General features: G+C 36.7%; 9 protein-coding genes. 2 read left to right on the forward strand and 7 right to left on the reverse strand.

From position 1 onward, the window contains the following. On the forward strand, nt 1-1,825 hold a 1,825-nt coding region (locus J2X31_RS17870), incomplete at its 5' end, for a T9SS type B sorting domain-containing protein (protein ID WP_310028890.1). Between the two features lie 88 nt (nt 1,826-1,913). Here the strand turns inward: J2X31_RS17870 and J2X31_RS17875 are convergent. The 5 genes from J2X31_RS17875 to J2X31_RS17895 are packed head-to-tail and all read right to left on the reverse strand — an operon-like array spanning nt 1,914 to nt 7,740. Next, entirely contained in the window at nt 1,914-2,672 is a 759-nt protein-coding gene (locus tag J2X31_RS17875) for a rhamnogalacturonan acetylesterase (RefSeq protein ID WP_310028892.1), read from the reverse strand. Then, the gene (pelA, locus tag J2X31_RS17880; RefSeq protein ID WP_310028894.1) at nt 2,659-4,653 is read right to left on the reverse strand and encodes a pectate lyase; all 1,995 of its coding nucleotides are present in this window, start codon (nt 4,651-4,653) and stop codon (nt 2,659-2,661) included. Before pelA ends, J2X31_RS17875 begins: the two co-directional genes overlap by 14 nt. An 8-nt stretch (nt 4,654-4,661) precedes the next feature. Then, nucleotides 4,662-5,870 (reverse strand): glycoside hydrolase family 88/105 protein, encoded by a 1,209-nt coding sequence (locus J2X31_RS17885; RefSeq protein WP_310028896.1) that lies wholly within the window; start codon nt 5,868-5,870, stop codon nt 4,662-4,664. Nucleotide 5,871: 1 nt separating this feature from the next. Continuing rightward, nucleotides 5,872-6,846 (reverse strand): DUF4861 family protein, encoded by a 975-nt coding sequence (locus J2X31_RS17890; RefSeq protein ID WP_310028899.1) that lies wholly within the window; start codon nt 6,844-6,846, stop codon nt 5,872-5,874. 3 nt (nt 6,847-6,849) lie between these two features. After that, on the reverse strand, nt 6,850-7,740 hold the full coding sequence (locus J2X31_RS17895) for an alpha/beta hydrolase (protein WP_310028901.1): 891 nt from the start codon (nt 7,738-7,740) through the stop codon (nt 6,850-6,852). 476 nt (nt 7,741-8,216) lie between these two features. On the opposite strand from J2X31_RS17895, the gene J2X31_RS17900 reads away from it, so the two are divergent. Next, on the forward strand, nt 8,217-10,700 hold the full coding sequence (locus tag J2X31_RS17900) for a pectate lyase family protein (protein WP_310028903.1): 2,484 nt from the start codon (nt 8,217-8,219) through the stop codon (nt 10,698-10,700). A gap of 130 nt (nt 10,701-10,830) precedes the next feature. Here J2X31_RS17900 and J2X31_RS17905 read toward each other — a convergent pair whose 3' ends face one another. Both J2X31_RS17905 and J2X31_RS17910 read right to left on the reverse strand, forming a co-directional pair. Continuing rightward, a complete protein-coding gene (locus J2X31_RS17905) occupies nt 10,831-13,836 on the reverse strand; it encodes a T9SS type A sorting domain-containing protein (protein ID WP_310028905.1) in 3,006 nt (1,001 codons plus the stop codon). Between the two features lie 18 nt (nt 13,837-13,854). Further along, entirely contained in the window at nt 13,855-14,685 is an 831-nt protein-coding gene (locus J2X31_RS17910; protein ID WP_310028907.1) for a hypothetical protein, read from the reverse strand. Nucleotides 14,686-14,965: the final 280 nt, after the last annotated feature.

Genomic DNA, 14,965 nt, shown 5'->3' on the forward strand with positions numbered 1-14,965 from the left:
GCCTGCATTGGACAATTCCGCTACGACAACCTATACCTTCACTCCGAATTCGGGTCAATGTGCAGGTTCGGCAAGCATGACCATTACGGTAAATAATAGCACCGTTCCGACATTCACGCAAGTGCCATCAATCTGCCAAGGGGAAGCTTTATCGGCCTTGCCTGTGACTTCCAACAATGGGATTGTGGGAACCTGGTCGCCTGCATTGGACAATTCCGCTACGACAACCTATACCTTCACACCGAATGCGGGTCAATGTGCGGGTTCGGCAAACATGACCATTACGGTAAATAATAGCACCGTTCCGACATTCACGCAAGTGCCATCAATCTGCCAAGGGGAAACATTGTCGGCCTTGCCTGTGACTTCCAACAATGGGATTACGGGAACCTGGTCGCCAGCCTTGGACAATATGGCTACGACAACCTATACCTTCACACCGAATTCGGGTCAATGTGCAGGTTCGGCAAGCATGACCATTACGGTAAATACTTCTGTGGTTCCGAGTTTCACTTCTGTAAATCCAATCTGCCAAGGGGAAGCATTGTCGGCCTTGCCTGTGACTTCCAACAACGGGATTACGGGAACCTGGTCGCCTGCATTGGACAATATGGCTACGACAACCTATACCTTCACTCCGAATTCGGGTCAATGTGCAGGTTCGGCAAGCATGACCATTACGGTAAATAATAGCACCGTTCCGACATTCACGCAAGTGCCATCAATCTGCCAAGGGGAAGCATTGTCGGCCTTGCCTGTGACTTCCAACAACGGGATTGCTGGAACCTGGTCGCCAGCCTTGGACAATATGGCTACGACAACCTATACCTTCACACCGAATGCGGGTCAATGTGCAGGTTCGGCAAGCATGACCATTACGGTAAATACTTCCGTAGTTCCGACTTTTACACAGGTTGCTCCAATCTGTTCAGGGGAAACATTGTCGGCCTTGCCTGTGACTTCCAACAACGGGATTACGGGAACTTGGTCGCCGGCAATCAATGAGAATGTTTCTACCGTATATACTTTTAAACCAAATGCTGGGCAATGTGCTGCAACAGTACAAATGACAATTTTAGTAAATCCTCTACCAACACCGGTTTTGAAAGATGAGTTTTTGTGCATCAATAATGAAACTGGTGCTGTATTATTGCCTAAGAATCTTAACTGTGGACTTCCTAACACAAATCATAGTTTCAGTTGGACACGTGATAACAATCCGTTGCCTACCACTACAAATACTCATCTTGCCTTTGTTCCTGGAGTATATAAAGTAACGGCTACAAACTTACTTACAGGATGTTCCAATACAGCCACCTCAATTGTAGGAACCTCTTCTTTAGCCATTGCGGAAGTGTCAGTAGAACAAGACTTCAATAGAAATCAGACCATAACTATTACGGTTACTGGAGGATCTACAAATTATGAATTTCAATTGGATGATGGAATACCACAAGAAAGCAACCAGTTTACAAACATTTATCAAGGTGAATATGAAGTGACAATAAGAGACAAGAATGGTTGTGGAGAATTAGTACTGCCTGTTTTTGCCATGAATTATCCCCGTTTTTTTACTCCTAATGGTGATGGCTATAACGATACTTGGTCAATCGAAGGCTTATCACAACAACAAGATGCCAAGATTTATATTTTTGATCGATACGGAAAATTGATTACCTCTATTAATCCTTCTCAAAACAGTTCTTGGGACGGAACATTGAACGGAAAGCAGCTCCCGTCAACAGATTATTGGTTTACGCTTTCCTATAAAAATAGACAAGGAACAAACAAAGAATTTAAAGCACATTTCTCTTTGAAAAGATAATATATAAACTGAATAAATCCTTAAACTCTTTATTATAAAAAGTTTAAGGATCTATTTTATAGTAAAACGTAATATGACTATTTTTAGATTATTTCAAATATAGCCCCAAAGCATGCTTCTGTCTCTTCAACTCATTCACAAAAATTTTCGAAATTTCTGTAGCTCCCAAAACCGATAAATGCGTGTTGTCCTCAATTCCTTTTGAGATGTAACTGTTTTCATTTGGAGCAAAATGAAGATGCAGTTTCTTGGAACCTTCAACGCCGTAGGATTCTTCCAAAAGTTCGGTATAATATTGCATATCAAAGAAAGGTACATTCATTTCTTGGGCTACCAAACGGGCCTGCAAGGTATAATTTCCGTGGGAATCCAACAAAACTCCTTGCTCATTGAACTTTCTTCTGGCAATTGACGAAAACAAAATCGGGATGGCTCCTTTGGCACGAGTTTCTTCTACATAACGCATCAAATTATTCCTGTAAGAAGTTTGCGGATTGGTATAACGTGTCGGATCGGTGTCTTTTCCATCGTTGTGACCAAATTGAATGAACACATAATTTCCCGGTTGCAAAGAATCTAAAACTGGTTGCCAATGCTTCAAATCCCTGAAACTTCGGGTACTTCTTCCGTTTACGGCGTGATTTTTTATCGTTACTTTTTCATTAAAAAACTGTCCGAGTGTTTGTACCCATCCCCGTTCTGGATTTTCGTTTGGATTGGGTTTGTTCGCCATTGTAGAGTCGCCAATTGTATAAATCACGACGGATGAATTTTCTTCTGATGTTTGAACAGTTTTACATCCAAAAGCCAAAATTAAAACTAAAAATAAAGTCCTAGAAATCTGCATACCACTGTTTTTTAGAATCAGGCTGTGATTCATTTAGAATATTTTCTTTCGTATATTTTTTTGCTTCCTTTTTTGAAAGCTGATGCGACCATTTCACCCGTGATTGCGTTTTTGAACCTTCTCCATTATTTTGAAATTCAGCATAAAAAGCAGTCTTTTCGGCTTCGGGTTTCGACCAATTGTGCCATCCTTCGGGCAAAATATGACGTCCTAAATTGCAATTCAGAAATACGGTTTTAGCATAAATTCTCCAAGGTCGTCCCAAATATACTTTCGAAACAGAATCGGTTGCCGTCAATTTGCAATTGCTGAAGACATAACCAAAAGCACTGTCTTTCGGAGTGGAAGACGCCGTGATATAGGAATCTTTTTTGCTGTGAATTTCACAATTCTCGAAAAATGCAGTTGCACTTCCGAAGATAAAATCGGTCGTCCCTTCGATATAGCAGTTTTTAAAATATTGCTTTCCGGTTCCTGTTACATACAAAGTATCTTGATTTCCAAGTAGTTTGCAATTCACAACCGCTACCCTATTTGAAGTTACCGAAAGTGCCACAGCCTGTCCAACTTCTCCAGCAACATTTTGGATGGTAAGATTTCTTAAGACCACATCATCGGCCTGAACCATCAGAGTATAGGTATAAAAAGTGCTGTTTCTGCCCAAACCCATTTTGCCAAAATAATCATCAAATGCGATAATCGTTTTTTCTTGGCTTTCGCCGATTAGCTGCAGGTTGCTGTTCCATTCGTGGATTTTGATTTTTTCTTTGTAAATCCCATTTTTGATGTAAATCGTAATCTTTTCATACGGAAAAGCCTTTGCCTGATTGATGGCTTCCTGGATCGAAGTATAATCGCCAGAACCATCTTGGACAACGGTTACATTATTTTCATCAACCGGCTTTTTGAGGAAATTTTGCTTGCTCCATTTTTCAAATTTCTCTAAAACCTTTTGTGGAGCCGAACCATACCAAGCATATCCCACTCTTCTTTCGAGACCAATCTGCGAAATTGAATCCTTTTTGATTCCATCACGGTCACAAAAAAAAGGCTTGTTGTTTTCCAATTCCATAAAACGAGCCCAAATTGGTTCGGAATTTTGAGCAGGAATCATTTTTTTATCGATCATCTTGCCTTTTTCATCATAAATCCGCTCTTCTTTTAGATTGGTAATTTTTGTTTTTTCTAACCAATCAACGGCACTGTTTACGGCTGTTATAATTTCATTCGAAGGATTTTTAACACTCATCAAAACGAATAAAATCTTTGCCGATTCATAACCGCTCAACGAAGCCAATTCAAAACTTCGGGCATCGGCTGGCAATAAGGTAAATTCATCGTGTTGAGCACACCAGCTTGTCAAAACACCTTTTTGTCTATATTGGGTTTTCAAGATACAATCAATCCCTTTATCAAATGCTCGACTTGTTTTTTCTCTGATTTCTTCGGATGGCTGGATTGAATAATAATCCGTCTTATCTTTTATTTGTTTCAAGAGGAGCATCACATTGGTCATAGCGTCATCATTATAGGTAATGTGCGAAGAATATTTTTTTTCTAACGGATAAAATTGAGGCCATCCACCGTTTTCATATTGTGCCATCAACAAATAATCCAACCCTTTCAAAAAAGCGTTTTTATATTCTTCCTTTGGATTTTGCTTGTATATTTTGGATAAAAAAAATAGCTCCGAAATTGTCGCTCCGTTATCAATCGTGCATCCTTTTGAACTGGATTTTAAGGCTACCAACTCTGATTTTTCCTTTTCAGAAAGCGGTTCCTGCATCTGGATATTTTTAGGCCAACCGCCAATATCCCGCTGATACAACAAAACATTTTGGGCTATTTCTTCAGCTTCTTTGGATTGAAACCAAGCCTCATCCTTTTTGTTGACAATATCATTCCACGAAGTTTTCAAAATTTGAGACTGGCCTTTTGAAAAACCAACAAGCAGGAGAAAAAGTAGGATTGTTTTTTGCATCTGATTGCTTATTTGTTTAATTCTAAGGCTGCTAAAATAAACGGTCCGGTTGCCTTCGGATCATTATCTTGCTTTCGTTCGTTGACATAGTATTCAAAAGATCCATCACGATACGGATTGCCTCCCAAACCTGCAACAGCACAGGCTTCTGTAATAATTACATATCCTTCCGAAGATATTTTCACTAAATCCCTAGTCAATCCGTCGAATGCCTTTTCGGCTACTTTTTTATATTCTTTTGGCAAATAGCCTTTGTTTACTCCTTTTGCAAAAGAATAGGCAAACATTGCCGTTCCCGAAGCTTCCAAATAATTTCCTTCTCTATTTCCTTGATCTGTAACTTGGTACCACAATCCTGAAGCGTGTTGCTGTTTTTTCAAGGCTTCAGCCAATTGGTTCAAATAAACAACCAATTCTTTGTGTTTCGGATGATTTTCGGGCATATAATCCAAAACATCCACCAAAGCCATGGCATACCATCCCAACGATCTTGACCAAAAATTCGGGGAAGTTCCCGTTTGTTTATTGGCCCAAGCCATTTCCTTACTTTCGTCCCAACCGTGGTATAAAAGTCCGGTTTTGGCATCTACTAAATGCTTCTGTATCTGCTCGAATTGAAGTGCAACATCATCCAGATTTTTTCCATTTTCGAATTTCACCGTGTAATGTGCATAAAAAGGCGAACCCATATACAGACCGTCCAGCCACATTTGGTTTGGATAGACTTTCTTGTGCCAAAAACCCTTTTCGGAAGTTCGAGGATGCTTGTCCAACTGGCTTCGGAGTAATTCTAATGCCTTTAAATATTTACCTTCCTTAGTAGTGTCGTAAAGATAAAAAAGTGCATTTCCAGCAGCCAACATATCAATATTATAATTTTCTATTTTATACGTAGGAATACTTCCGTCGGGCTGAATCGTGGCATCATAATATCCTTTCAGATAATCATAATAAGATTGCTTTTTGGTTTCTTCGTATAATTTCTCAAAAGAAGTCATGACCAATCCGTGAACATAATCCCATTTTGGTTGGGTTTTATGATCAATTTCGTAAGCATTTGGATGTTGCTTCATCAAGGTTAAAGCCATTCTTTCCGACCATTTTAATTCTGTTGGAACTTCCAAATTAGAATTGGATGTAACTATTTTATTGGATTTGCAACCCATCACTATCGATGTTGCAACAATTAATACATATAATTTGCTTCTTCTTTTCATATTAATTGAGTGTATTGCCGTCGTTTAGTTTTTTTAAATTTTCATCCAAATATTGAATAAAAGCTTCCTTGCTTTTGATGCCGTTCGGTTCTTTTTCCCAAGCACCAAGAAAGTAGAACGTAATCTTGTTTTTTGTTGGTCTGAACTGAATCAGATGATCATGTGGTCCTTCAAAAGGTTTTTCGGCTGTTGCAACTTCATAGAAAACGGCCATTCCTAATTGATCATCAAAAAGGGTCTGAACGCCATAGGTTGCAATATAAGCCCATTTTTTGTTTTCACTTGATTTTTCTATGACAGGAAGATTATTCAGTTTTACAATTCCTGTGCAAATTCCGTCCATCAATTCAGATGATTGAATCGTGTGTTTCGTATAACGTTCGTCTGGAAAAATGGTCAATTGCGATTCCAAATTGGTTTTTTGGTTGTTTGTTTTCCAACCCGTATAATTTACTTTTACCTCTGATCGATCCTTGTGGTTTGAAACTTTGGCTTCTGTTGCCTCAACTTCCCTAAAATGATGCATTTCGTTATTGACAATCCTTCCGATGGAACCGACTCCCATTCCCTTTGCCACTTTCAGAATATCGGCACCCCAATCGCTCATATTATGATAAGAATCAAAACCATCCTGCCCCACTTGCGACAAGACCAAAGTATCTGTTTTTTTTCCATAAATATCAATCGCATTTCGCCAATCTAAATACAATCGATATCCCACTTTATTGCTCTCCCAACCCGGACCTTCATAGCGAATGTAAAACGAATGATCGGTGTGACTTTCTGGAACTTTCAAGCTTTCGACGTTTTTAAAAGTGCCTCCTTCGTATTTTTTTCCGTTCCATTTTCCGCCTTTCTTAACCGAAATTTCAGCATAGGTTTTTTGGTTTTTAGATTGCAAACTTGTCTGTTTCGAACTGCAACTTGCCAAAAGACAAACCGTTGAAGTTGCAAGAAATAATTTTGATAAATTCATTATTTAAGATTTTAATTTTTCGTTTAGGAAATCAAGTGTGTATTGTACCGTTTTGTCAAACCAAGGCTCAAACAGCCAAAATGTGTGTGGACTATCCGAAATGGTTTCCACTCTTGAATATATTTTGTGTTTGTTCAATATCTCGATCATATCGTTTCTACCTGCATGAAAACGATCGTGTTGACTGTTGATGAACAAAATGGGAGGCGTTTTTTCGTTTGTATGAAAAAGTGCCGATGCATCCTTCCAAATTTCGGGAATTTCTTCATAGGTTCCTCCAAGCCATAACGAGGCATATTTCCCTTCTGTTGATTCTGGATGATGAAATGCCAGAACGCCATCAATATTGATGATTGCATTAACCTCTGTATTGTATTTTGTCCCGATCAAAGAAGCCATTTGAGCTCCCGAAGATTGTCCCAAGATTGCAATTTTTGAAGCATCAACATTGAATCTTTCAGCATTCTTTTTAATATAAGCTATAGCTTTTAACACGTCCTCAATTCCTGCAGGATATTGAGCTTCATCTGATAAACGGTATTCAACGGCAAAACATTGATACCCATTTGATGCGATTTTTTCTGCAAATGATTCAAGCATCGATTTATCGCCCGATTTCCATCCGCCACCGTGAAGCATTACAACCGCTGGAAGTTTTATATTGGATTTGAAAAGATAAGCATCAAGATATAAGGGTCGGTTTTCATCAGTGTAAACAATATCCTTTTGCTTCAAAACCAATGAATTACTTTGAGGTTTTACCATTTTTATATGTGGATATTTTTTTAATTGCTTCTTATATTCTGATGAAACGGTAAAGGAAGTATCCTTTGCAACCTGACCAAAAGCCAAGTTCAAATTCATCAAAATAGAAAAAACTATTAAACACCTCATTATTAATTATTTAAACCTTAAAAAGATACAATTATAAAAGAAAAACCAAATTAAAAAAGTAATCGATTACACAAAAATACTAAAAATAGTATATTAATAAAAATATTAGCCTAAAAATTAATATCATATTATTAATAGGCGACATAATAGCATTATTATTAAAAAAATGAACCGTAAATAGTATTTTACAAATTACAAAATAGGCTTAGATTATCCATTAAAGAATATTATTGACGTTTTTTGGAATAAAAATGAATTATAAGCTCTAAAAAAATGCTCTTTCATAGTTGGAATCTGTTAAATTGAAGATTTATTTTTAAAATAGTACTTTTAAAAAACCTTGTATTTATTGGCTTTATGATAAAATTTTTAGCTTTTATTTTTATTTAGCATAAAAATATTGGATAATTATTTTATAATTTATAATTTCGTGTAATCCATTACATAACTTTATTTAGCTTATTCAAATTTATCTTATGAAAAAAATACTACACTTAACATTATTGTTCTGGCTTTCGTTTCAAATGAATGCCCAAAACGTCACGATCACTCAAGCAACAGGATGGCTGGAATCTGCATACGTCACTTGGAGCCCCGTTGAAGGTGCAGACAGCTACAAAGTATATTATACAGGTGGCGGTTTGATCGATCAACTAATCGACACACAACTGATTCGGAATTACGGAACTTATTTTCGGGCAGATGTACTTGGACTTTCAGCTGGAAATTATACTTTGAAAGTAGTTCCCGTTACAGCCAATATTGAAGGAGAAGCAACCATTTCCGAAACCGTTACGGTTTTGCCCCACGATCGGAATGGTTTCGCACACAGCAACGGGAAGATTCCAGGAGGCTACAATCTTGATGGAACCGTAAAAAACAACGCTGTTATTTTATACATTTCACAAGAAACTAAAAACACCGTTTCCCTTGTGGTAGTTGGAGCCAACAGCAATCCTTGTGTAGGCCTGCAAACCATTTTAGACGGGTTTAAAAAAGGAAATGACAATCGTCCCTTGATTGTGAGATTGATCGGAAATATTACTGATTTGAATTATATGTTGAGTGGCGATATCGTGATTGAAAACAACAACAACGTGAATGGCTCCATCACTTTTGAAGGCGTAGGATCTGATGCTTTGGTCAACGGATGGGGATTGCGAATCAAGAAAGGTTCGAATATCGAGGTTAGAAATCTTGGTTTTATGCTTACAAATGCCAATGAAGGCGACAATGTTAGCCTACAGCAAGACAATAATTATGTATGGGTTCACCATTGCGATATGTTTTATGGAGCTCCGGGAGGCGATGCCGATCAAGCAAAAGGCGATGGCTCTTTGGATTGCAAAAGATCTACATATGTTACTTTCTCCTACAATCATTTTTGGGACACAGGAAAATCGTGCCTTTTGGGGTTAAGCGAAAATACGAATTCAGGATTATACATCACCTACCATCATAATTGGTTTGATCATTCGGATTCGCGTCATCCAAGGGTTCGTTACTATTCGGCTCATGTCTATAACAATTATTTCGACGGAATTTCGAAATATGGCGTAGGTTCCACATTGGGTTCATCGGTTTTTGTGGAAGGGAATTTTTTCCGCACTTGCAAATATCCGATGATGATTTCCAAACAAGGTACCGATATTTTAGGCGGTTCGAACGGAACTTTCTCTGGAGAAAACGGCGGAATCATCAAGGCTTTCAACAATGAAATGAGCGGACAAACTAGTTTTCTCCCTTATAATGCCACCACAAACCCAGCTCAATTTGATGCTTATGTAGCTACTACAAGGAATGAAAACGTCAGCAACACCATCACTTCATTTCAAGGGAATAGTTCCTATAACAATTTTGACACCGATCCCACTTTGTATGTGAATGCCTTGGTGATTGACAGTCCGACTGTTGCAAAAGACAATGTTATGGCCTATTCCGGAAGGGTTTCGGGAGGCGACATCAGTTGGACATTCAACAATGCAATCGATGATACTCATTCTGCCGTAAATACGGGCTTGATGGCTCTTTTAAATGGATACACGTCATCGTTGGTAGCCATTCAAGGTATAACACCAATTGAAAGCAGCCAAACCTTGATTATCCCTGAAAACAACGAACAAACGGTTGCCGAAGGAAATGCAATCAGTAATATGGTTTTCACTTGGGGCGGAACTGCAACTGATGTAACCGTTACCGGATTGCCCGCTTTTGGAATTGATTTTGTAAAAAACATGACCGAAAAAACAGTTACGATTTCCGGAACCCCAACGGACGAAGTATCTTTTACCATTGCAACAATAGGAACGACTGGAGCTTCCGTTTCAGGCTCGGGTTCAATAACGATAGGGGTTCCCTCTTCTGGAGATGAGATTCATAATTTCACCACTTCAGGATTGACAAGTTCTTTCTACAGTTTTACATCGGCAAATATGAATTCTAATCCAGGATTGACAACCTATGACGATTTGACGTTGACAGCCCGTTTAAAAATCGAAACGCCAACCGTAATCACCTATACCACTTTTAATCCATCTACACTAACGTTGGTTTTTGATCCAACTTTTAATGGAATCATCAAACTTAACGGTGTCAATCATACAGCTTCTTCAGGTGTGGCCATTATTCCGAATGTTCCAGCAGGAACAAACCTGATTACAAAAGGTGGCACTACGAATTTATACTACATCAAAACCCAATACAGTTCTTTGGGAACAAATGAATTTACTAAAAACGAGATTGGTTTGTATCCAAATCCAGTTACAAATGAACTGAACATTTCACTTTCGAACAATCAAATTATCCAAAATGTTTCGGTTTATAGTATTGTCGGACAGCTGGTTAAACGAATCAATGGCAGTTCAACAAAAGTAGATACCAGCGAATTAAGCAGTGGTGTGTATTTAATTAATATTCAAACGAATAAAGGTGTTTTTGACAAGAAGATAATCAAGAAATAAAATACGTAAAGATTTAATAAAATAAAAAAAACGTCTCAAAACGAAACTTGAGACGGTTTTTTTCCATTATACATTTTTTAAGATCTTACGGAAATGATTCCTTTCCTACCGTCGATAATAGCATGTTTTTTTAGTTTTTAATTATTTTTCTACTTAGGATTTGACCATTAACCATTTCTATATTTACAATATAAACGCCTGTTTCAAAGTTGACAAGGTCTAAATCATAATAATTTGATTCATAATTATTCTTACTAGTATACATTATTTTTCCTTCTATTGATGTGACGGTTACGGCATTAATATTAATCCCATCTGCAACGATCGTTGTTAATCCTTTAGTAGGATTTGGATAAACAAATACTTTCGTAAGTTTTTCAAGTTCTGCATCCTCAACACTATTAGTAATTCTTTCAGAAAAACTGCAATTTTCTATATAAGCATGAAAATCGCTTCCGAATTTCATTTCCGAATTTGGATCAAAAGTTATAGAATTCCCTGCTGTCATTTCTATAACTAGTCCTGAATTTACGAGATAATTAGTACTAACAACTATATCTGATGAAGCTTGATAGTCAGCATTACCAATTTCGGTGGTAGTAAAAGTCAAATTAGCTGGACAATCTTCAGGTTCATAACAATCTAAAACACTAACATCTGAACTAATTGTAATAGGGCAACCTGCACTATTAATATAACTATATGTAATAGTGTGTGTACCTAGACCTGCTACTGAAGCATTAAAGGAGTAATTACCTCCTGAAACTGTTACTCCAGAACCAGAGAAAACTCCATTTGGGGGTGCTGACATTATATAAGAACTTAAATCTGACAAAACTATATTTTGGCAATGCTCGTCAGGAATGTTTAAACTTGCCCCCTCCAAAGGAACCAATTCAACATTATCAATATAATAATAGGTAGCATTAACCACGGCTCCTCCATAATTGGCATAATTACACCCTGGAGCCGTTCCTGGAATAACCTGACCACTAGGCACATGATTATTTAAAGTCCCGAGATACAGAAACCTCTCCCCTGCAACTGGTCCTGTTTCTATAATTATTGTTACTCTTTCCCAGCTATTTGATACGGAAGGAAAATTAGGCGAATTGTAAAGCATATTAGGATTAGAGATTGTAATATAACCATTACTAGCTGTAATATTATACGAGGTACTAAGATACGCCTGTGGCTTCATTAAAAAGTAACTCACTCCTTCACCCAAAGACACATCAAAGCTAAGTTGATAAATAGAATTAGGCAAAAGTGGCGATGATAATGTCGTGACAATATTCTCTTGATTAGTAGAAACATTATTTGCAACAAATCCTGCATAGGCATTATTTCCTTGAATTTTATCGCTCTGATAACCAAAGTAATTACAAGGGACTTTAAAGTTTATATTCAGAGCATCAGTATGAAAATAATCAGGGGTTGCTCCATTTGCCGCATTCCATCCACAAGCCAAACTAACTGGTGAAAATTGTGATTGTAGTGTTGAAAACTGTTCAAAATCACCATTCATAACTAAATTACAAGCAGTTGGGATAGCACAATTATTCGTATTCATTACATATACATAAACATAGGTAATATTCCCTCGCTGCTGAGTTAGATTATTAAAAGGAACATACCTCAAAAGGTGGACACCTGTTACTGTACTATTGAATGTAACAGTAGTTGCAGAAGTGCCACTTGTACTAGAAAATGTAGCTGACGAATCATACACATCCTGTAAACACTCAAATCTTAAATTACTATTATTGGTTGTAAAATCATTATTCAAGATTCCGGTTATTGCAATAGCTGTACCTGAATTACCAATAAAAGCAAAGCTGTTATCAATAGTATTTATCCCGTCATTCATTCCTGCAACATCTATTCCCGTAATTGTTCCTGTATAAGTTGTTGTGCCTTGATAAGTTGTACTAACGCCATAGCTATTATTTAAACTATATCCTAAATCACCCAGAACATTTCGTTCTTGTGGTTTTAAAAACCTTTTTATAATATTCGCCCCAGTTGCACTTTCCATAACAAAGCTTGGATTGGGTGAAACACAAACTCCTTCAAAATGACTTAAGCTGCTAGGAGGGGAAAAAACCGTTGGAGTATGCACCGGAACATTTGAAAGCCCTACATACCTAACTTTATCATTGCAGGTATTTGAATTAGGTTGCAAGACACTTGTATTTAATAGATTATTAAAAACGTAATCATACATACTGCCACAAGCTCTAATTTGTTTTTTAATTAAAAATTGTGTGTTTGCATTATTTTTTAATCGAGTATCATAGCGATTAAAATAGTTATAAGCAGAATTAAATTTTGACAAGCCATTGGAATTCAATAAACTGGCAAATCCCAATGCATGTGTCATTTCATGTAATATAACAGTGTATAAATCATATTTACCTGGAAACGATGTAGCCGATAAACTCGTATTCCAAAGGATTGAGGGGGTATTAGGTATTGCCGTGTCAGTAGTATTAAAATTGAAGGCCATCATGCCATGATAAAAAATTCCCGATTGTCCAGCATTTATACCATTTGACAGTAATGGTGAAACTGTATTTGTATAAGAATCTTTACCTAGGTGAATTGTTTTCCAAATTTCATTATCGATTATACCTCCAAAACCAGTCGTTGTGTTATGAGGCATTGTATAAAATGAACTTGCCATTCCTAATACTCCATTTGGAGTGTTTGGCAATGTTATTACATTATTAATATTCCTAACCCATATATTTACTTTATTATTCAATCCATTCGTTGTAAGTGGAGAATTTATAAAATTGGAAAGATCTGTTAATACCCTACACAGGACATCCCTTCTTTCCATATGGATAGGATTTGAAGAATCTTCCATACCAGAGCCGGTTTCAAAAAAAACATTATAATAGCCACAACTCATAGAAACTGAATTTACAGACCTTGACAAATTATTTTTGTCAGTCCTTACTTCTTTGCTAATTAAAATATCAGATAGTTGATAGCTATTACCATAATGATCAAATACCGTTTCAAACAGTCCATTCGGGCTTAGGTAATGTTCATCCCGAATTATGTCTTTTTGTCCATATACTGTGTATATGTTCACGATAAAAACACAAAATAAAATTAGTTTTTTCATATCTTTTGAAAATTGTTTTTACTTTGTTGTTTCTAATAATACTTGTAAAGCAATTTTCAATTTTTCAATTTCTTTATTTTGATTTTCATTGATTTTATTTTGCTCAATAATATAAAGTGTCAATTCCTCTATCTTTTCTTGCTGAATCCTGGCCATTTCGCCGAGTTCAATCCCGTTTTCCTCTACGTCTTTAGCACTTGGAACATTCATCAAGTGACCTTTTTCTTCAATGTGTTTTTCAACTTCATCCAAACTCGGCAATTTGTAGTCTTTTTCAAAAACATAATCCGCCCAAGTACTTTGTAAAGTTACCCGAACAGCTTCTGTCAATATACCACCTTTAACAAATAAATCGTAATTTGAAACATCAACTGAACCAGCAGTTGAAGGGTAATTACCAAAATTATAACCAATACCTACCTTAGCATTGAACTTTAATTGGAGTTGTTCAAAATCACCCCAAATAAGAGCACCATTATCTTCATAAATAGGACTACTAATTATTAATTTGTTATTAAAATTGGAATAAGCACCTGCCAAAAAACCTAACAGAAGGTTACCGTCTCCAGTTATGTCTTCTCCAGCCTGAGTACCTATAAGTATGTTACCATTACCGCTCGAATTATTTCCTGCACTTTTTCCGATTGCTAAATTGAATAAACCATTAAATTGATTTCCTGATGAGTTTCCCAAAAAGGTGTTGGACGAACCTGTAGAACTAACACCCGAATTTGTACCAACAAATGTATTTCCTCCAAATGTTGTCGTTGAATTTGAACCTGCACCAACTCCAAAAAAAACTGAATTTGTAGATAATCTACCAGCCTCAACATTGTTCCTTTTAAACAATACATCGAAATTACTGTTTGCTCCAGAACCCAAAAAACTGGTAGCAGTTACGTTATTTGTAGCATTCGCTACTGTTGCTTGTGCATTAACTGTAATGACACAAAAACTACTAAATAATTCAAGTTGCTAGTTGAGCTACTATAAAAAAACAAAGCAGAGGTTTAGTAAATTTGTTTTGCGAACCAATAAACCTCACCAATGCTTTGTAAAGACAAAATTATATCAATTTATTGTTTAATAGATGATATTTTGCAAGGAATTAATCACATAGAAGATGTAA

The organism is Flavobacterium arsenatis (genome assembly GCF_031456785.1).
GTDB lineage: Bacteria > Bacteroidota > Bacteroidia > Flavobacteriales > Flavobacteriaceae > Flavobacterium > Flavobacterium arsenatis.